This window comes from Nonomuraea marmarensis (assembly GCF_043197025.1).
GTDB classification, from domain to species: Bacteria; Actinomycetota; Actinomycetes; order Streptosporangiales; family Streptosporangiaceae; genus Nonomuraea; species Nonomuraea marmarensis.
In genome coordinates, this window is sequence record NZ_JBICRM010000002.1 from 401,724 (window position 1) to 420,353 (window position 18,630).

Consider the following 18,630-nt stretch of genomic DNA (forward strand, 5'->3'; position numbering starts at 1 on the left):
CCTGACATCATGTGAGTCAGTATGCGCCAAAATGAAAATGGTTGTCAAAGTCTGGCGAGGGATCGTGAGTGGGGATGCCGGACGGCGGCGCTGGGGGCCAGGCACCGCCGTGCGGCATCCCGTCATCACCCCGGCGTTAGCGCGCCGGCTGAGCCTTGACCGGCGCCCGAGGTGAGATTGAGACGCCGCTCGCCCGTGTAGACGTTCATCGAGTCCCCGCGCAGGAACCCGATGAGCGTCAGCCCCTCCTCCGCGGCCAGCTCGGCCGCGAGCGAGGAGGGCGCGGAGACCGCGGCGAGCACCGGAATGCCCCCCATGACCGCCTTCTGCACCAGCTCGAACGACGCCCGCCCCGACACCATGAGCACCGTGCCGCGCAGCGGGAGGCGCCCGTTCCTGAGCGCCCAGCCGAGCAGCTTGTCCACGGCGTTGTGGCGGCCCACGTCCTCACGCACGCACAGCGGCTCGCCGTCGGCCGTGAACAGGCCGGCCGCGTGCAGGCCCCCGGTCCTGTCGAAGACCCGCTGGGCCGCCCGTAGCCGGCCCGGCAGCTCCGCGACGGTCGACTGCGCCAGCTCGACCGGGTCGTCCCCCGCGCTCCAGCGAGCCACGGTGCGTACCGCCTCCAGGGACGCCTTGCCACAGACGCCGCAGGAGGACGTGGTGTAGAAGTTGCGCGGCTCGGGAGCCGGCACGCCAGGCGCGAGGCGCACGTCGAGCACGTTGTACGTGTTCCCGCCGTCCACCGTCGCGCCCGCGCAGTAGCGGATCGTGGCGATGTCGTCCGCCGAGCCCACGGCCCCCTCGCTGACCAGGAACCCGGCGGCCAGGTCGAAGTCGTCGCCCGGAGTCCGCATGGTCACCGTCAGCGGCGTCCCGTCGAGCCGGATCTCCAGCGGCTCCTCCGCGGCCAGCGAGTCGACCTTGCTGATGCGGACGGTGTCCTTGACGCGCAGGATGCGCCTCTTGACGGAGACCCTAGACATAGCCGTATCCGAAGCGGCCCTTGACGCACAGGTTGCCCTTGGTGACCGGGTTGTCGTGCGGCGAGGTCACCTTCACGATCTTGTTCTCCTGCACGTGCAGGGTCAGGTTGCAGCCGACCCCGCAGTAGCTGCAGATCGTCGTGGTCTCGGTCTGCTGCGACTCGTCCCAGGTGCCCTCGGCCCGCATGTCGAACTCGGTCTTGAACGACAACGCGCCCGTCGGGCAGACCTCGACGCAGTTTCCGCAGTAGACGCAGGCCGAGTCGGTGAGCGGGGCGCCGAACTCCGTGGAGATCGTCGAGTCGAAGCCCCGGCCCGCGACGGAGATGGCGAACGTGTTCTGCCACTGGTCGCCGCAGGCGTCCACGCACTTGTAGCACAGGATGCACTTGCTGTAGTCGCGTACGTAGAGGTCGTTGTCCACCTTGGCGGGCTGCTCGACCGTGGCCGCGTCGTCGCCGAACCTGGCAGGGTCGGCGTCGTACTCGGCGACCCACTCGGCCGCCCTGGGCGTGGTCGACATGTCGACGGAGGAGCCGAGCAGCTCCAGCACGACCTTGCGGCTCTGCCTGGCCCGCTCGGTGTCCGTGCCGACCTTCATGCCGGCCTCGGCCTTCCTGGAGCAGGCGGGCGCCAGCGTCCTGGCGCCCTCCACCTCCACGACGCAGACGCGGCAGGCGTTCTTCGGGGTGAGTGTGTCGCCGTAACAGAGGGTCGGCACGTCCTTCCCCGCCGCCTGGCAGGCGTCGAGGATGGTCGAGCCCTCCGGCACCCGTACGTCCTCGCCGTCGATCTCGACGTCGATGAGCCGCCGGGGCGGCTGGAGCGGGATCATTTGAACACTCCCAGGCGGTCGATGGCCGATTCGACGGCGTTCCAGGCGGTCTGTCCGAGGCCGCAGATCGAGGCGTCGCGCATGGTCTGGCCGACTTCGCGCAGCAGCACGAGATCGGTGTCATCGACCCTCCGTGACAACCGGTGCAGAGCCTCCTCCTGGCGTACGGTGCCGACCCGGCAGGGCACGCACTGGCCGCAGGACTCGTCGCGGAAGAACTCCGCGATGCGCAGCAGCAGCTGCTTGAGTTCCACGCCGTCGTCGATGACGAGCACCACGCCGGAGCCGAGCGTCGCGCCGGCGTTCCTGGTGCCCTCGAAGGTGAGCGGGATGTCCAGGTCGGTGACGAACGCGCCGGCCGCGCCGCCGAGCAGCACCGCCCTGGTCGTGCCGGTCGTCCCGGTCATCTCCAGCAGTTCGCGCAGGGTGGCGCCGAACGTCAGCTCGTACACGCCGGGCCGCTCGACCGCGCCCGAGACGCAGAACAGCTTGGGCTCGGCCGCCGCGTACGCCTGCGCGCCGCCCTCCAGGATCGGCAGCACGTTGACCAGGGTCTCCACGTTGTTGACCACGGTCGGCTTGCCGAACAGCCCCTTCTCCACGGGGAACGGCGGCTTGCTGCGCGGCTCGCCGCGTTGCCCCTCGATGGAGTTGAAGATCGCGGTCTCCTCGCCGCAGATGTACGCGCCCGCGCCCCTTCGCAGCTCGATGTCGAAGGACAGGCCCTTGCCGAGGATGTCGTCGCCGAGCAGCCCTCGTGCGCGGGCGGTCGCGATCGCGTGCTGGAGCCGGGCGGTCGCCCTGGGATATTCACCCCTGATGTAGAGGTATCCCTTGGCGCAGCCGGTGGCGTAGGCGGCGATCGTCATGGCCTCGACCAGCGCGTACGGGTCGCCCTCCATGATGACCCGGTCCTTGAACGTGCCGGGCTCGCTCTCGTCGGCGTTGCACACCAGGTAGTGCGGGTGGTCCGGCTGGCGGGCGGTGGCGTCCCACTTGCGCCCCGTCGGGAACGCCGCGCCGCCCCTGCCGACCAGGCCGGAGTCCAGCACCTCGCGGATCACTCCGGCGGGGCCGAGCTCGAACGCCCTCCTGAGCGCCGAGTACCCGCCGGCCGCGCGGTAGCCGTCCAGGCTGGTGGGGTCGACGGTGCCGATCCGCCTGAGCAGGATCAGGCCGTCCTGCCCGGACTGCGGCACGGCCGCCTTCACGGGGGCGTCGCCCGTGACGTCGAGGCTGGGGGTGCGGCCGTTCGGGCTCGGTGTGGTGGCGATCGTGTCCACGTTGGCCGGGGCGTACACCTGTGCCTTGGGCGGGGTGCCCGCCTCCAGCGCGAGCGCGGCCGGGGCACGCTCGCACAGGCCCAGGCAGGGGCTCTCGTGCCACGACTTCCCCGGCGGGCCGAGGCGTTCCTGTACGCGTTCGCGTACCTCGTCCGAGCCCTTCGCCTGGCAGGCCAGGTCGGTGCAGACGTGCAGCACCCGCTTCGGCCGCTCCTCCATGGAGAAGAGCGAGTAGAACGTCGCCACCCCGTACGCCTCGGCGGGCGGGATCGTGAGGCGGCGGCAGATGTACTCCAGCGCACCCTCGCTGAGCCACCCGACCCGGTCGTTGACCGCGTGCAGCGCGGGCAGCAGCAGGTCACGCTGGGACTCGGAGCGGGTGGCGCTGCGCAGGTCGGCCTCGGTCCTCGAGCCGCCGTCCCAGGCGGTGGCGGGCGGCCCGAGCAGGGCGTCGACCGCCGCGCGCTCCTCCTCGGACGGCTCCGCACCACGGAATCTCAAATCCATCTGTTCACCCGGCCTTGACGAGCTTCTCGACGCGTACGGCCGCGGCCTTGAACTCGGCCGTGCCCGAGATGGGGTCGGTGGCCTCGATGGTCAAGGAGTTGGTGTCCACGTCGTCGGGGAAGTGCATGGTCATGAACACCAGTCCGGGCCGCAGCGCCGGATCGATGAACACGGGCGCGACCACCGAGCCGCGCCGCGAGCTGATCCGCACCTCCTCGCCCGCGATGAGTCCGAGACGGTCGGCGTCCTCGGGGCAGAGCTCGACGGTCTCGCCGCGCCGCAGCGGCGAGGCGAACCCGGAGGACTGCACGCCGGTGTTGTAGGAGTCGAGGCGGCGGCCGGTGGTCAGCCGCAGCGGGTATTCCTCGTCCAGCAGGTCCACCGGCGGCGAGTGGCGCAACAGCGCGAACGGCGCCGGCGTGCCCCGCTTGACCGGGTCGCTCTCCCAGAGCCGCCCGTGCAGGTAGGGCGGTTCGAGCGAGTCCTCCGACGGGCAGGGCCACTGGATGCCCTGCAGGTCGGCGAGCCGCTGGTAGGTCATGCCGTGGTGCTGGGGGGACAGGGCGCGCAGCTCGTTCCAGACCTCCTCCGCGCCGTCGTAGTGCCAGTCGTGGCCCAGCCTGCGGGCCAGCTCGCACATGATCCAGATGTCGTCGCGGGCCTCGCCTGGCGGCTCCAGGGCCTTGCGCACCCGCTGGACCCGGCGCTCGCTGTTGGTGAACGTGCCGTCGGCCTCGCACCAGGCGGCGCTGGCCGGCAGCACCACGTCGGCCATCTGGGCGGTCTTGGTGAGGAAGATGTCCTGCACGACGAGGTGATCGAGCATGGACAGGCGCTTGATGCAGGACAGCGAGTCGGCCTCGGACTGCACGGGGTTCTCACCGATGAGGTAGCAGGTGGTCACCTCGCCGTCGGCCATCGCCTCCAGCATCTCGGTCAGGTTGAGCCCGTAGCGCGGCTGGATCGCCCTGCCCCAGGCGCCCTCGAAACGGTCCCGGATGCCGGGGTCGAGGATGTCCTGGAAGCCGGGCAGGCGGTTGGGGATGGCGCCCATGTCGCCGCCGCCCTGCACGTTGTTCTGGCCGCGCAGCGGCGACAGGCCCGAGCCGTAGCGGCCCACGTGGCCGGTGAGCAGGGACAGGTTGATCAGCGCTCGTACGTTGTCCGTGGCGTTGTGGTGCTCGGTGATGCCGAGCGTCCAGCACAGCTGGGCGCGGTCGGCGCGGGCGTAGGTGTGGGCCAGCTCGCGGATGGCGTCCGCGGGCACGCCGGTGACCTGCTCGGCGACGCTGAGCGTCCACGGCTCGACCGACTCCTTGAACTCCTCGAAGCCGGTCGTGGCCCGCTCGATGAACGCCTCGTTGTGCAGCCCCGCGTGGATGATCTCGCGGGCCACGGCGTGGGCCAGCGGGATGTCGGTGCCCACGTTGAGCCCCAGCCACAGGTCGGCCCACTGGGCGGTGCCGGTGCGGCGGGGGTCCACCGCGAACATCCGGGCGCCGTTGTGGATGCCCTTCAACACGTGCTGGAAGAAGATGGGGTGGGCGTTGCGCGCCGCTGAGCCCCACATCACTATGACATCGGTGTCCTCCACCTCCTGATAGGAGGAGGTGCCGCCACCGCTGCCGAACACGGCCGACAGCCCCGCCACGCTGGGCGCGTGGCAGGTGCGGTTGCAGGAGTCCACGTTGTTGGTGCCGATCACCACGCGGGTGAACTTCTGCCCGACGTAGTTCATCTCATTGGTGGAGCGGGCGCACGACAGCATGGCGAAGCTGTCGGGGCCGTGCCTGTCGACGTTGCGGCGGAAGCCCTCCGCCGCTCGCTCCAGCGCCTCTTCCCAGGTCGCCTCGCGGAGCACGCCGTTCTCACGCACCAGTGGATGGGTCAGGCGGTCGTAGCTCATGATCCCTCCATTCTGTATACAATTTAAGGTATTCCCAGCTAGACCGCGCGGACAAGGTTCTCGTTCAGCAGATCGCTCACCGCGTGGATCGCGCGCAGTGTCGGGACGTTGGCGCCGGTGAGGTCGGCCAGCTCGACCACCGCCGCCAGCAGCACGTCGAGCTCCAGCGGCTTGCCCTTCTCCAGGTCCTGAAGTGTGGACGTCTTGTGCTCGCCCGCCTTCTCCGCGCCGCGCAGGCGGCGCTCGATCGAGATGCCGGGATCGCAGCCGACCCTGCTGGCCACGTCGACGGTCTCCCGCATCATGGCCACGACCAGCTCCCTGGTGCCGTCGTGGCGGCAGATCCCGGCCATCGTCGCCCTGGCCAGCGCGCTGATCGGGTTGAAGGCGATGTTTCCCATCAGTTTGATCCATACGTCACGGCGGAGGTCGCGCTCCACCGGACACTTCAGCCCGCCCTCGATGGCGGCCTGGCTGAAGGCGGCGCACCGCTCGGTCAGCTCGCCGTTCGGCTCGCCGATGGAGAAGCGGGTGCCTTCGAGGTGCCGGATCACGCCAGGCTCCTCGATCTCGGTGGCGGCGTAGACCACACATCCGATCGCACGGTGCAGCGGCAACGCGGTCGTGACCGCGCCGCCTGGGTCGACACTCTCGATGCGGTAGCCCTCGTAGGGGCCCTTGAGTCCGTGGAAGTACCACCACGGAATGCCGTTCTGCGCGGCGATGACGCTCGTGGTCCCGTGCAGCAGCGGCTTGATCATGGGGCCCGCGGAGGCGTAGCTGTTCGCCTTGAGGCCCAGGAAGACGTGGTCCACCGGACCGACCTGAGTGGGGTCGTCGGTGGCATGGGGGTGGGCGACGAAGTCGCCCCTTGGGGTGAGCACCCGCACGCCGGCGCTCCGAATCGCCTGCAGGTGCTGGCCTCTCGCGATGAGGTGCACCTCGACTCCCGCCCGGTGGAGGGCGGCCCCCACGTATGCGCCGATGGCGCCGGCGCCAAGAACAGCGACCTTCATGCTGCGCTCCGTTCTCGCGTCGGATTGTGCATTCGGTATACAGTATGGAAAAAGTCGGGTCAAGGAGCTTGGCTGTGACCGTTGTGCGGCATGAACCAGTGGTGGAAGCAATGTCATGGGGCTCCGCGCGAGCCCTCGCGGCCGGGTCTGCCTGCCCGCTCGGCCCTGTCTCGGTGCCCCTTTCGGACGCGCTGGGCTGCCGCCTGGCCGCCCCCTTGGTGGCTCTGGTCGCCGTGCCGGGGGTGGACGTGTCGGCGATGGACGGCTACGCGGTGGCCGGCTCCGGGCCGTGGCGCGTGGTCGGGCAGGTGCTGGCCGGGGGAGCGCCCCATGAGGGCGAGTTGCGGCCGGGGGAGGCAGTGGAGATCGCCACCGGCGCCCCGACGCCTGCGGGCGCGGACTCGGTGCTGCCCTACGAGCACGCGGATGTGGGGCTCGCGGCGGCCTCGCGGACGGATGCGGTGCGCGTGGCCGGCGCCGTCGAAGCGGGCCGGCACATCCGGCGCCGAGGCGAGGACATCGCCGAAGGCGCCGTCGTGCTGGGAGCGGGCGCGGTAGTGACCCCGGTGGTGCTCGGGCTCGCCGCTGGCCTTGGCCACGACGAGCTGCGGGTACGTCCTCGGCCGCGCGTCACCGTGCTGGTCACCGGGGACGAGGTGGTGCACCAAGGGCTGCCAGGGCCAGGGCGGGTGCGGGACGCCATCGGGCCGTTCCTGCCGGGGCTGGTCGAGTGGGCCGGGGGCCGGGTCACCGGCACCGCACGTGTGCCTGACGGCCAGGAGGCGCTTCGCGCCGCATTGGCCGGGCCGCCCGCTGCGGCGCCTGATGGCGTCGGCCTCGCAGCCAGGCCGGTCGCGTCTGCCGACGTCATCGTCGCCTGCGGCGCGTCCTCCAAAGGCCCGGCCGATCACCTCCGGAAGGTGCTCGGCGACCTCGGCGCGGACGTGCTCGTCGACGGCGTGGCCGTGCGCCCTGGGCACCCGCAGTTGCTCGCCCGGCTGCCGGGCGGACAGCTGGTCGTGGGGTTGCCCGGGAACCCGTTCGCGGCACTCGCCGCGGCGCTCACCCTGCTCGCTCCCATCGTGCGGGAGCTGGCCGGGACGCCGGTGCGCAAGGAGACGAGCGCGCTGGCGGGTGAGGTGCGGACGCATCCGCACAACACCCGTCTCGTGCCTGTGCGGCGGTCCGGCCGGGGCGCCGTTCCCGTAGGTCATGACCGGCCAGGATCCCTGTGGGGAGCGGCGCTGGCGGAGGCGCTGGCGGTGGTCCCCCCGGGGTGGGCCGGCGAGCAGGTGGAGCTGATCGAGTTGCCCCCAGGGGGCTAGACAGGCCGTTCAGGAGGGAGTAAGCATTGCGTTCATACGGTATGCAGTATGCGGAAGACAGACGGCGGGAAAGGGTGGCATGATGTCGGAAACGATCTCTGGCGGTCATCTAGTAGCCAAGGCGCTGAAGGCCGAGGGTGTGGACGTGATCTACACGCTCTGCGGCGGCCACATCATCGATATCTATGACGGCTGCGTCGATGAGGGCATCGAGGTCATCGACGTACGCCACGAGCAGGTGGCGGCACACGCCGCGGACGGATACGCGCGCATCACCGGCAAGCCCGGCTGCGCGGTGGTCACGGCGGGACCGGGCACGACCGACGCGGTCACGGGCGTGGCCAACGCCTTCCGCGCGGAGAGCCCCATGTTGCTCATCGGCGGGCAGGGGGCGCTGAGCCAGCACAAGATGGGCTCGCTGCAGGACCTGCCACACGTGGACATGATGACCCCGATCACCAAGTTCGCCGCCACGGTGCCGAGCACGGAGCGGGTGGCCGACATCGTGTCGATGGCCTTCAGGGAGTGCTACCACGGCGCTCCTGGGCCGTCGTTCCTGGAGATCCCGCGTGATGTGCTCGACGCGAAGGTTCCCCTGGAGAAGGCGCGCATCCCCGCGCCGGGCCACTATCGGGCCTCCACCCGCCAGCAGGGTGACCCCGAGGCGATCGAGCGGCTGGCGGACCTGCTGGCGCACGCCGAGAAGCCGGCCATCCTGCTCGGGAGCCAGGTCTGGACGTGCCGGGCGACCGACGCGGCGATCGACTTCGTCCGGGCGCTGAACGTGCCCGCGTACATGAACGGTTCGGGTCGCGGCACCCTACCGCCGGGCGACCCGCACCACTTCCAGCTCAGCCGCAGGTACGCCTTCACCGAGGCCGACCTGATCATCATCGTCGGCACCCCGTTCGACTTCCGGATGGGCTACGGCAAGCGGCTCTCGCCGACCGCCAAGGTGGTGCAGATCGACCTCGACTACCGCACTGTCGGGAAAAATCGGGACATCGATCTGGGGATCGTCGGCGACGCCGGCCTCATCCTGTCGGCGGCGGCCCAGGCGGCCAGCGGCCGCATCCAGGACGCGGTCGCCAAGCGCAAGGCGTGGCTGGACGAGCTGCGCGCCGTCGAGACCCAGGCGTACGAGAAGCGCCTGCCCCGCCAGCTCTCCGGCGCCCAGCCCATCGACCCCTACCGCCTGGTCCACGAGATCAACGAGTTCCTCACCGAGGACAGCATCTACATCGGCGACGGCGGCGACATCGTCACCTTCTCCGGACAGGTCGTGCAGCCCAAGTCGCCCGGCCACTGGATGGACCCGGGACCGCTCGGCACGCTCGGCGTCGGCATGGCCTTCGCGATGGCGGCCAAGCAGGCCAGGCGCGACAAGGAGGTGCTGTGCCTGTTCGGTGACGGCGCCTTCAGCCTGACCGGCTGGGACTTCGAGACCATGGTCCGCTTCGACCTGCCGTTCATCGGCGTCATCGGCAACAACTCCTCCATGAACCAGATCAGGTACGGCCAGGCCGTCAAGTACGGCGAAGACCGCGGCCGCGTCGGCAACACCCTCGGCGACATCCGCTACGGCGACTTCGCCAAGTTGCTCGGCGGCTACGGCGAGGAGGTACGCGACCCGTCGGAGATCCGTCCCGCGCTGGAGCGGGCCAGGGAGTCGGGCAAGCCCTCCCTGATCAACGTGTGGGTGGATCCGGAGGTCTACGCCCCCGGGACCATGAACCAGACCATGTACAAGTAGGGGAATACACCGACATGAAGGCTCTCGAAGGTGTCCGCGTCCTCGACATGACCCATGTCCAGTCAGGCCCGTCCGCTACTCAGCTGCTCGCCTGGCTGGGCGCCGACGTGGTCAAGCTGGAGGCGCCGACCGGCGACATCACCCGACAGCAGCTCCGCGACGTGCCCGACGTGGACAGCCTCTACTTCACGATGCTCAACTGCAACAAGCGCAGCATCACGCTCAACATGAAGAGCGAGCGCGGCAAGGAGATCTTCACCGAGCTGGTGAAGAGCGCCGACATCCTGGTGGAGAACTTCGGCCCGGGCGCCGTGGACCGTATGGGATTCACCTGGGAACGCCTCCAGGAGCTCAACCCCCGCCTCATCTACGCCTCCATCAAGGGCTTCGGCGCCGGCAGGTACGCCAAGTTCAAGGCGTACGAGGTGATCGCCCAGGCCATGGGCGGCTCGATGAGCACGACGGGCTTCGAGGACGGCCCGCCGCTGGCCACCGGAGCCCAGATCGGCGACTCGGGCACCGGCATCCACGTGGTCGCCGGCATCCTGGCCGCCCTCTACCAGCGCCAGCAGACCCAGCGCGGCCAGCGCGTACAGGTGGCCATGCAGCACGCCGTGCTGAACCTGTCCCGCGTCAAGCTGCGCGACCAGCAGCGGCTGGCGCACGGCCCGCTGCGCGAATATCCGAACAAGACGTTCACCGACGAGGTGCCCCGCTCCGGCAACGCCAGCGGCGGCGGCCAGCCGGGCTGGGCGGTGCGCTGCGCGCCCGGCGGCCCGAACGACTACATCTACGTGATCGTCCAGCCGATCGGCTGGAAGCCGATCTCGTCCATCATCGGCCGCCCCGAGCTGGCCGACGACCCCGAGTGGGCGACCCCTGAGGCTCGCCTGTCCAAGCTGGACAAGATGTTCCAGCTCATCGAGGAGTGGACGATCCAGCACGACAAGTGGACGGTGCTCGACCGGCTCAACGCCGAGAACATCCCCTGCGGGCCGATCCTGTCGACCAAGGAGCTGGTGGAGGACGAGAGCCTGCGCGACGAGGGCATCGTCGTGACGGTCGACCACCCCGAGCGCGGCGAGTTCACGACCGTCGGCAGCCCGCTGCAGCTGTCGGACTCGCCGGTGGACATCGTCACCCCGCCCCTGCTCGGCGAGCACAACCTGGAGATCTACGGCGAGCTCGGCGTGAGCGCGGACGAGCTGGTCGAACTCAAGTCGAACGGAGTCATCTAAGTGGAGCGGCGAGTAGGGCCCGACAGCGGCAGCCTCCAGCGTAACCAGGGAGGGCCCGTAGGGAGCGCGACCATGGGCGCTGCGCGGGAAGTCATCGAGAAGGCGCTCGCCGAAGGGCGTACGGCGCTGACCGCGCCGGAAGGGCGCAAGCTCTGCGAGGCGTACGGCATCGCCACCCCCGGCGAGGGCCTGGCCACCTCGGCCGCTGAGGCCGCCGAGCTCGCGGAGAGCATCGGCCTGCCGGTCGTGCTGAAGATCGTATCCCCCGACATCCTGCACAAGACCGACGCCGGCGGCGTGCTGGTCGGGCTGAAGACGGTGGAGGAGGTCAAGGAGGGTTACGACAAGATCCTCGCCAACGCCCGCGCCTACAACCCCGACGCCAAGATCGACGGCATCCAGGTGCAGCAGCTCGTCGGCGGCGGCCACGAGGTCATCGTCGGCGCCGTCACCGACCCCACCTTCGGCAAGGTCATCGCCTTCGGCTTGGGCGGAGTTTTGGTAGAAGTTTTGAAGGACGTTACCTTCAGACTTGCCCCTGTTTCGGGTGAAGATGCCCTTGGGATGCTGGACGACATCAGAGCGGCAGAGGTGCTGCGAGGTGTCCGTGGTGCCGAACCCGCCAACAGGGAGGCGCTCGCGGCGCTGATCGAGCGCGTCGGGAGGCTGGTCTCCGACTTCCCCGAGATCGTCGAGGTGGACCTCAACCCCGTCTTCGCCGACGCGAACGGCGCGGTCGCCGCGGACGTGCGCATCCTCATCGGCGAGAAGCCGGCCGAGGTCACCCGGCTGTCGCGCGAGGAGATCCTGCGGCAGATGAAGCGGATCTTCAAGCCGCGTTCGGTGGCCGTGATCGGCGCCTCGGCCGAGACCGGCAAGATCGGCAACTCGGTCATGCGCAACCTCATCGACGGCGGCTACAAGGGGCAGATCTTCCCGATCAACCCCAAGGCCGACGAGATCATGGGGCTGGCGGCGTACAAGAGCATCTCGGACGTGCCGGGTGACGTGGACGTGGCCGTGTTCGCGATCCCCGCCAAGTTCGTGGCGCCGGCGCTGGAGCAGGCCGGGGAGAAGGGCGTGGCGGGCGCCATCATGATCCCGTCGGGGTTCGCCGAGACCGGGAACGTCGAGGGCCAGCAGGAGATCGTCGAGATCGCCAAGCGGCACGGCGTGCGCATGCTCGGGCCGAACATCTACGGCTACTACTACACGCCGGAGAACCTCTGCGCGACGTTCTGCACCCCGTACGACGTCAAGGGCAGCGTGGCGCTGACCTCCCAGAGCGGCGGCATCGGCATGGCCATCCTGGGCTTCAGCCGCACCACCAAGATGGGCGTCTCGGCCATCGTCGGCGTCGGCAACAAGGCCGACGTGGACGAGGACGACCTGCTGACCTTCTTCGAGCAGGACGACAACACCAAGGCCGTGGCCATGCACCTGGAGGACCTCAAGGACGGGCGCGGCTTCGTCGACGCGGCCCGCCGGGTGGTCAAGCAGAAGCCGGTCATCGTGCTCAAGGCCGGGCGCACCGCCATGGGCGCGCGGGCCGCCGGATCCCACACCGGGGCGCTGGCCGGCGACGACAAGGTGTACGACGACATCCTCCGGCAGGCCGGGGTGGTGCGCGCGCCCGGCCTCAACGACATGCTGGAGTACGCCCGCGCCCTGCCGATCCTGCCCGCGCCCAAGGGCGAGAACGTCGTCATCATCACCGGGGCGGGCGGCTCGGGCGTGCTGCTGTCGGACGCCATCGTGGACGCCGGGCTGACCCTCATGGACATCCCGGACGACCTGGACGCGGCCTTCCGCGCCTACATCCCGCCGTTCGGCGCGGCGGGCAACCCCATCGACATCACCGGCGGCGAACCGCCCTCGACCTACGAGAACACGGTCCGCCTGGGGCTGGCGGACGAGCGGATCCACGCGCTCGTCCTCGGCTACTGGCACACGATCGTGACGCCGCCGATGGTCTTCGCCGAGCTCATCGCCCGCGTGGTGGCGGAGGAGCGGGAGAAGGGCAACATCAAGCCGGTCGTGGCGTCGTTGGCCGGCGACACCGAAGTTGAGGAGGCCAGCGAGTACCTGTTCGAGCATGGCGTGGTCGCGTACCCGTACACGACAGAAAAGCCCGTGGCGGTCCTCGGTGCGAAGTACCGATGGGCCAGGGCCGCCGGGCTGCTGAGCTAAGAGCCGAGCGAAGCAGCGCCAGGCGAGGGGGCTTTATTCGGGGCAGCGCACGAGCAAGGCAACAACCCCCCAGGAGGTCCGTAGGTGGACACATCGAAAACACCACCGGCGACGGCCACGCCGCCGGTCGAGGACGAACGAGTATGGAAAGCGGGCCGGCTTGAGCCGATGCCCATCAGGAAGCTCCCCGACGCGCCTCCCTCGGTGCACATTCTCGGGCCGACGGTGTTCCTCGTCGCGCTTGGCGTGGGCATCGGCGAGTCGTACATGTGGCCCAGGCTGGTGCTGCTGTTCGGGCCGGAGATCAGGTGGCTGTTCCTGATCGGCGTCACCCTGCAGGCCGTGGTGATGCTGGAGATGGCGCGCTACGCCATGGCCACGGGGGAGAGCATCTTCTCCGGCGCGGCCAGGGTGTTCAAGCCGCTGATGTGGTTCTTCTTCATCGTGGCCATCGCCGTCTACATCTGGCCGGGGCACCTGTCGGCGGGAGCGGCGGCGTTCGAGGAGATAACCGGCATCCCCTGGATTGTGACCGCGATCGTCGGGCTGGTCCTGGTGGGCGTGGTCTTCAGCTTCGCCAAGGTGATCTACAACCTGCTCGAGAACCTGCTGTCGATACTCATCGGCACGCTCGTGCTCGGCACGGCGGTGGTCGCGGCCATGGTGGGCTCCTGGGGCGACGTGGCCAGCACGCTCACGGGCATGTTCGCCATCGGCTACCTGCCGCCGGAGGCCATGTCGGCCGCCTGGTTCCCGGTGATCGTCGGGGCTTGCGCGTTCGCCGGGCCCTCGGGCATGCAGCAGATGTGGTACACGCTCCACCTGCGTGCCTCCGGCGCCGGCATGGGCGCGCACATTCCGAAGATCCGCGGATTGCGGCACGCGGGCGAGGAAGAGGAGATGCCCGCGCGCGGGTTCATGTTCGACACCGACGACCCGGCCGAGATGGCCAGGTGGAAGGGCTGGCGGCGCTGGGTCACGTTCGACGCGCTGCTGCTGTTCTGGGGCATCACCATGCTGGTCACGATCTCCTTCACGGTGATCGCGCAGGCGGCGGTGCGGCTGGACCCGGGCGTGCGCACGGCCATCCAGGGCGACGACCGGGAGGTGGCGCTCTCGGCCATGTCCAACGCCGTCTCCTCGGCGGGCAGCTCGGTGCTCGGGGCGGTGTTCCTCGGGTTCATCGCGCTGATCGGCCTGAACGCCACTCTGGGGCTGTTCGACTCGTTCTCCCGGGGTCAGGCGGACATGACGTACAACTTCATCCCCGGGGCGAAGAAGCTGGGCATGTCGCGTCTGTACGCGTTCTTCCTCTGGGGCGTGATCATCTTCGGCATCCTGATCCTGCTGTTCGGCCCGGCTGACGGACCGAGCGGGATCCTGGACACGCTGGCGTTCCTGTCGACGTTCGCGATGGGCGCGTACTGCGTGACGTTGCTCCTGGTGAACAACCGCATGTTGCCCAAACCGATCAGGCCGAAGTGGTGGACCAACGTGATCATCGGGTTCGGCGCGGTGTTCTACCTCGGCATGCTGTTCTACAGCCTGTTCGCCTTCGGCGTGGTCGTGGGCTGATGAATGGACGGCACAGCCTCGAACTCGCCCTGCCAGGGGCGTCGATCGGAGCCGTAGCCGGAGCCATGGCCGGTGGGCTGATCCTGGTCGCAGGACAGCCCATCGGGATGGCCGCGCTGTCGGCCCTGGCGCTCGCCGTACCGCTCGCCCTCTTCGGCGGCTTATACGGCGTGCTACTCGGCCACGGCGTGTTCCGGCCTGGGACCTTCGGGCCCGTCGGCCTGTTCTGGGTGGCGGCGTTCCCCGCGTCCCGCCTGGTGCAGGAGAGCGTGGTCGGGATCGGCCTGGAAGACGGCGTGCTGCCGTTCCTGGCCTACCAGGCGATGGTGAGCCTGGGCTTCGCGATCGGCTTCGTCTGGCTGCACGAACGGCTCATGCCACACTGGCTCGTGCGCCGCGCCGCCGGCAACCCGCACGCGGAGGCGCTGCTCGGCCTCTACGTACGGCACGCCCAAGCGCTGCACACGAGGAAGGGAGGACGCCGGTGAACCTGCCCGTCTGGATCTGGCTGGCCACGCTCGGCGGCTTCGGCCTCGTTCTCGCGTTTGACTTCTACCTGGTCGCCCGCAAACCGCACGAACCCTCTTTGAAGGAGTGCGTGGCCTGGGTGTCGTTCTACGTGGGCCTGGCCGTGGCCTTCGGCATCGGACTGCTGCTCCTGTCGGGGCCCGCGCACGGCGGGGAGTTCTTCGCGGGGTGGATCACCGAGTATTCGCTCAGCGTGGACAACCTCTTCGTCTTCCTGCTGATCATGAGCCGCTTCAAGGTGCCCAGGCAGTATCGCCAGAAGGTGCTGCTCGTCGGCATCATCCTGGCGCTGGTCATGCGTGGCGGGTTCATCGCGGCGGGAGCCGAGGCAGTGGCCAGGTTCGACTGGCTCTTCTACATATTCGGCGCCTTCCTCGTCTACACCGCCTGGAAGCTGATCGGGCACGAGGACGAGGAGGCGGAGTTCTCCGAGAACATCGCGTTGCGCACGGTGCGCCGGGTGCTCCCGACGACGGACACCTATCACGGCGCCCGTCTCACCGTGCACCACGGCCGCAGGATGGTCACCCCGATGCTGATCGTGATGGTCGCCATCGGGACCACCGACCTGCTGTTCGCGCTGGACTCGATTCCGGCCGTCTTCGGCCTGACCAAGGAGCCGTACCTGGTCTTCACCGTCAACGCCTTCGCCCTCATGGGGCTGCGCCAGCTCTTCTTCCTCATCGGCGGCCTGCTCGACCGGCTCGTCTACCTGAGCAAGGGGCTGTCGGTGGTGCTCGCCTTCATCGGCGTGAAGCTGATCATGGAAGCGCTGCACCACGACGGCGTGTCGTGGGCGCCGGAGATCCCGATCATGGTGTCTCTCGGCGTCATCGTCGGGACTCTCGCCCTGACCGCGGTGCTGAGCCTGCTCAAGTCAGCCCGTGATGCGAAGAAGGCGGAGGTGGTGGAGCCGGAGCCTGCGGAGCGTTAAGTCGGGCCGCGCGCGGGGGCGGAGGTGAGGGCGCCCCTGCCGCGGCTCAACGCCGCGGGCCTTCGCGCACTCCAGGGGGTGCCGCGGGCTCTTGCGTCTGTCCGTGCGCCTGCGGGTCAGTGCCGCGGGCTCTTGCGTACGTCGTGCTCGGTGGCCCACTGGCGCAGGTGGCGCTCCGCGTCTTCGGCGGAGTATTGCTTCTTGAGCGCCATGCTCAGGCCGAGGCCGATCACCCTGCCGTCTGCTGACTGACCCGGGGGATCACCGAGGAGAAAACGGATGAGCGCCTTCATGGTCATGCACCTCCTAACTGTTCGGCTCCATCCTCTACCCGAGGTGTTTCGGAGCATGCGGTCTTGTGTGAACATCGGATCAACCCGTCATCATCCCGCGTACGGCGTGCGCGGGCGGCGCCGGCGCACCGGCTTGGGCGCGGGCTCTACGGGCTCGTTTTCGCGCTGCTCCATGTAGGAGGCACGGGTGTGCTCGGTGTGCTCACGCATGATCTTCGCCGCGCGGCGCTCGTCACCTGCTTCGATGGCGTCGATCAGCGCCGTGTGCTCGTCCCAGGAGGCCATGCCGCGCTGGCGGGCCACCGGCGTGTGGTACCACCGCACCCGCCGGGCCACCTGGCTGGCCAGCTCGGCCAGCACCGCGTTGCCCGACAGGGCGGTCACCAGGGCGTGCAGCTCGGAGTTGGTCGCCACGGCGGAGTCGATGTCGTCGGACTCCACCGCCGCGATGCCGCGTGCGCACAGGGTGCGCAGCCGCTTGACGCCGTCCTCGCCCGCGTGTTTCGCGGCGAGCCTGGCGGACTCGGTCTCGAGCAGCGTGCGGACGGCGAGCAGCTGGTCGGCCTCCTCCAGCGTCGGGACGTGCACGAACGCCCCCTGGCCGGGGTGGAGATCGACCCAGCCCTCGCCGCTGAGCTGCTGCAGCGCCTCGCGGACCGGTTGCCTGGACACGCCCAGCAGCTCGGCCAGCTCGCTCTCCACGAGGTGCTGGCCGGGCTTGAGCTGGCCGGAGACGATGAGCTCTTGGATAGCCTCGATGACGCTCTCCCTGAGCGTCGCGGGGCGGGGAATCTTGGCGGCCGCCGCCTGACCGGCCTGATCCGACAGCAACATGTCTGTGTCTCCAGGGCTGCTTTAAAAGTTTTTCGTCGACTGCCTACAGCATACCGTCATGGGGTTGTCCACGGTCGTGAGTCTCATCACAAGGGGATCGTGGCCGGGAGCCCCGGAATACGCAGTCTCGGCGTCGCCAGGGCCGGGAGCGCCGCGAGCGCGGCGGCGGCCAGGAGACCGGTCGCGGGGGCGCTCAGGGCGAGCAGGGCCAGGGCGACGGCCGCGACTCCGGCCAGGGCCTTGGCGCTGTAGACGACGGCGTGGATCTCGCCGTGCCGCTCGGTGCCGAAGAACTCGCGCACGAGGCTGGCGACGAGCGGGTAGAAGGCGCCGCCTCCGAGTCCGGCGGCGATGGCCCCGAGCCACAACAGCGGTCCCGCGGCGTCGGTCAGCGAAGTGCCCGTCGCCCCTGGCAGTCCGGCGGTCGCCGCACCGTTCTGCACGGCGGTCGCGAGCAGGACCTGGCCGATCGCGAGCGCGGCCAGCACGGCGGCCAGCACCCGCCTGCGGCCGAACACCTCCGACGCCCGCATGGCCACCGACCGGCTGGCCCCGTTCAGCGCCACCAGGACGGCCAGCGCGCCCCATGAGCCGGTGCCCGCGACCACGATCACGTCGAAGACCGACACCGCGCCGGCGCACGTCAGGATCAGGGCCAGCGCGGGCAATGTCCGCGTGCGCAGCGCCTGGCCCAGCAGGAACTGCTTGGCCGCGTCCGGGGTCGTGCGCAATCTCGCGGCGTCCAGGGCGTGCGAGCGCGGGTCCACGTCGCCGGGCCACCACAGAGCCGGAGGGAGCCGCAGGTATCGGGCCGCGGCCGCGATGACCGCCACCGCCAGGACCGCGGCGACCAGGAAGGCGGTGGACGTCGAGCCCGGGGCGATCCCGGCCCAGAGCAGCAGGGGCACCGCGCCGTACCCGAAGGCGCCGGTGATCAGGCCGACGCGGGCGGCGGGCCGTTCCGGATACCAGGAGGAGACGACCTCGCCGCACACGCCGTAGACCAGACCGGCGCCCAGCCCGCCGAGCAGCGCGTAGCCCACGAGGGCGAGCGGCAGCGCCGGGCCGGTGAGGGCCGCCGTGGTGAGGCCGAGGCCGCTCAACGCGGCGCCGGCGGCCAGGCAGGCGCGCACGCCGAGGCGGCCCCGCCGTACCAGGTGGAGGGCGGGCAGCGCGCCCGCGGCCTGGCAGGCGATCCAGGCGGCCAGCAGGGTCAGGCCGTTGGGTTCCTTGGCGAGGAGGGCGGCGTAGCCGTACTGGAGGGGGCTGATCGCTGCCATGGCGGCCCAGGCCAGCCAGAACATGCGCGTGCGGTCCGCGGGGACGGGCCCTGGAAGGTACGGGCGGCCCCGCCAATCTCTAACTGCATTCTCCATACTGTATGGAATATCCAGAGAACAGACCCGTGTCGAGACCCTAGACGGAGC

The 18,630-nt window shown here is 69.7% G+C and carries 15 protein-coding genes; 7 read left to right on the top strand and 8 right to left on the bottom strand.

Translation table 11 applies throughout. The features are described from left to right. Nucleotides 1–125: 125 nt before the first annotated feature. The 5 genes from fdhD to ACFLIM_RS04905 are packed head-to-tail and all read right to left on the bottom strand — an operon-like array spanning nucleotide 126 to nucleotide 6,533. A complete protein-coding gene (gene fdhD, locus ACFLIM_RS04885; RefSeq protein WP_393162303.1) occupies nucleotides 126–986 on the bottom strand; it encodes a formate dehydrogenase accessory sulfurtransferase FdhD in 861 nt (286 codons plus the stop codon). Next, nucleotides 979–1,821: a 2Fe-2S iron-sulfur cluster-binding protein gene (locus tag ACFLIM_RS04890; RefSeq protein ID WP_393162305.1), complete on the bottom strand. Its 843-nt coding sequence runs from the start codon at nucleotides 1,819–1,821 to the stop codon at nucleotides 979–981. The genes fdhD and ACFLIM_RS04890 overlap by 8 nt, the downstream gene beginning before the upstream one ends. Continuing rightward, a complete protein-coding gene (locus ACFLIM_RS04895; protein ID WP_393162307.1) occupies nucleotides 1,818–3,611 on the bottom strand; it encodes an NAD(P)H-dependent oxidoreductase subunit E in 1,794 nt (597 codons plus the stop codon). The genes ACFLIM_RS04890 and ACFLIM_RS04895 overlap by 4 nt, the downstream gene beginning before the upstream one ends. Nucleotides 3,612–3,615: 4 nt before the next feature. Beyond that, nucleotides 3,616–5,517: a molybdopterin oxidoreductase family protein gene (locus ACFLIM_RS04900; protein ID WP_393162309.1), complete on the bottom strand. Its 1,902-nt coding sequence runs from the start codon at nucleotides 5,515–5,517 to the stop codon at nucleotides 3,616–3,618. Nucleotides 5,518–5,555: 38 nt separating this feature from the next. Continuing rightward, nucleotides 5,556–6,533: a 2-dehydropantoate 2-reductase gene (locus ACFLIM_RS04905; protein ID WP_393162311.1), complete on the bottom strand. Its 978-nt coding sequence runs from the start codon at nucleotides 6,531–6,533 to the stop codon at nucleotides 5,556–5,558. Between the two features lie 110 nt (nucleotides 6,534–6,643). On the opposite strand from ACFLIM_RS04905, the gene ACFLIM_RS04910 reads away from it, so the two are divergent. The 7 genes from ACFLIM_RS04910 (at nucleotide 6,644) to ACFLIM_RS04940 (ending at nucleotide 16,076) form a co-directional block, all read left to right on the top strand. Further along, nucleotides 6,644–7,858: a molybdopterin molybdotransferase MoeA gene (locus ACFLIM_RS04910; protein ID WP_393162312.1), complete on the top strand. Its 1,215-nt coding sequence runs from the start codon at nucleotides 6,644–6,646 to the stop codon at nucleotides 7,856–7,858. Between the two features lie 79 nt (nucleotides 7,859–7,937). Next, nucleotides 7,938–9,611: a thiamine pyrophosphate-binding protein gene (locus ACFLIM_RS04915; RefSeq protein WP_393162314.1), complete on the top strand. Its 1,674-nt coding sequence runs from the start codon at nucleotides 7,938–7,940 to the stop codon at nucleotides 9,609–9,611. Nucleotides 9,612–9,625: 14 nt separating this feature from the next. After that, entirely contained in the window at nucleotides 9,626–10,849 is a 1,224-nt protein-coding gene (gene frc, locus ACFLIM_RS04920; RefSeq protein WP_393162316.1) for a formyl-CoA transferase, read from the top strand. Nucleotides 10,850–10,921: 72 nt separating this feature from the next. Continuing rightward, entirely contained in the window at nucleotides 10,922–13,039 is a 2,118-nt protein-coding gene (locus tag ACFLIM_RS04925) for an acetate--CoA ligase family protein (RefSeq protein WP_393162318.1), read from the top strand. 84 nt (nucleotides 13,040–13,123) lie between these two features. Beyond that, entirely contained in the window at nucleotides 13,124–14,614 is a 1,491-nt protein-coding gene (locus tag ACFLIM_RS04930) for an Nramp family divalent metal transporter (RefSeq protein ID WP_393162320.1), read from the top strand. Then, on the top strand, nucleotides 14,614–15,102 hold the full coding sequence (locus tag ACFLIM_RS04935) for a hypothetical protein (protein ID WP_393162322.1): 489 nt from the start codon (nucleotides 14,614–14,616) through the stop codon (nucleotides 15,100–15,102). Before ACFLIM_RS04930 ends, ACFLIM_RS04935 begins: the two co-directional genes overlap by 1 nt. Continuing rightward, nucleotides 15,099–16,076, top strand: coding sequence for a TerC family protein (locus ACFLIM_RS04940; RefSeq protein WP_393162324.1), 978 nt, complete (start codon nucleotides 15,099–15,101; stop codon nucleotides 16,074–16,076). Before ACFLIM_RS04935 ends, ACFLIM_RS04940 begins: the two co-directional genes overlap by 4 nt. A gap of 116 nt (nucleotides 16,077–16,192) precedes the next feature. Here the strand turns inward: ACFLIM_RS04940 and ACFLIM_RS04945 are convergent, their stop codons facing one another. The 3 genes from ACFLIM_RS04945 to ACFLIM_RS04955 all read right to left on the bottom strand — a co-directional run bounded on the left by ACFLIM_RS04945 (nucleotide 16,193) and on the right by ACFLIM_RS04955 (nucleotide 18,507). After that, nucleotides 16,193–16,369 carry a hypothetical protein gene (locus tag ACFLIM_RS04945; RefSeq protein ID WP_393162326.1) on the bottom strand — a complete coding sequence of 59 codons (177 nt, stop codon included), beginning with the start codon at nucleotides 16,367–16,369 and terminating at the stop codon, nucleotides 16,193–16,195. Nucleotides 16,370–16,459: 90 nt separating this feature from the next. Then, entirely contained in the window at nucleotides 16,460–17,203 is a 744-nt protein-coding gene (locus ACFLIM_RS04950) for a GntR family transcriptional regulator (RefSeq protein ID WP_393162328.1), read from the bottom strand. An 86-nt stretch (nucleotides 17,204–17,289) separates the two neighbouring features. Then, entirely contained in the window at nucleotides 17,290–18,507 is a 1,218-nt protein-coding gene (locus ACFLIM_RS04955) for an MFS transporter (protein ID WP_393162329.1), read from the bottom strand. Nucleotides 18,508–18,630 lie beyond the last annotated feature (123 nt).

Coding starts and splice junctions, on each gene's coding strand:
- fdhD (WP_393162303.1), bottom strand. CDS start 986: ATGTCTAGGGTCTCCGTCAAGAGGCGCATCCTGCGCGTCAAGGACACC.
- ACFLIM_RS04890 (WP_393162305.1), bottom strand. CDS start 1,821: ATGATCCCGCTCCAGCCGCCCCGGCGGCTCATCGACGTCGAGATCGAC.
- ACFLIM_RS04895 (WP_393162307.1), bottom strand. CDS start 3,611: ATGGATTTGAGATTCCGTGGTGCGGAGCCGTCCGAGGAGGAGCGCGCG.
- ACFLIM_RS04900 (WP_393162309.1), bottom strand. CDS start 5,517: ATGAGCTACGACCGCCTGACCCATCCACTGGTGCGTGAGAACGGCGTG.
- ACFLIM_RS04905 (WP_393162311.1), bottom strand. CDS start 6,533: ATGAAGGTCGCTGTTCTTGGCGCCGGCGCCATCGGCGCATACGTGGGG.
- ACFLIM_RS04910 (WP_393162312.1), top strand. CDS start 6,644: ATGTCATGGGGCTCCGCGCGAGCCCTCGCGGCCGGGTCTGCCTGCCCG.
- ACFLIM_RS04915 (WP_393162314.1), top strand. CDS start 7,938: ATGATGTCGGAAACGATCTCTGGCGGTCATCTAGTAGCCAAGGCGCTG.
- frc (WP_393162316.1), top strand. CDS start 9,626: ATGAAGGCTCTCGAAGGTGTCCGCGTCCTCGACATGACCCATGTCCAG.
- ACFLIM_RS04925 (WP_393162318.1), top strand. CDS start 10,922: ATGGGCGCTGCGCGGGAAGTCATCGAGAAGGCGCTCGCCGAAGGGCGT.
- ACFLIM_RS04935 (WP_393162322.1), top strand. CDS start 14,614: ATGAATGGACGGCACAGCCTCGAACTCGCCCTGCCAGGGGCGTCGATC.
- ACFLIM_RS04945 (WP_393162326.1), bottom strand. CDS start 16,369: ATGAAGGCGCTCATCCGTTTTCTCCTCGGTGATCCCCCGGGTCAGTCA.
- ACFLIM_RS04950 (WP_393162328.1), bottom strand. CDS start 17,203: ATGTTGCTGTCGGATCAGGCCGGTCAGGCGGCGGCCGCCAAGATTCCC.
- ACFLIM_RS04955 (WP_393162329.1), bottom strand. CDS start 18,507: ATGTTCTGGCTGGCCTGGGCCGCCATGGCAGCGATCAGCCCCCTCCAG.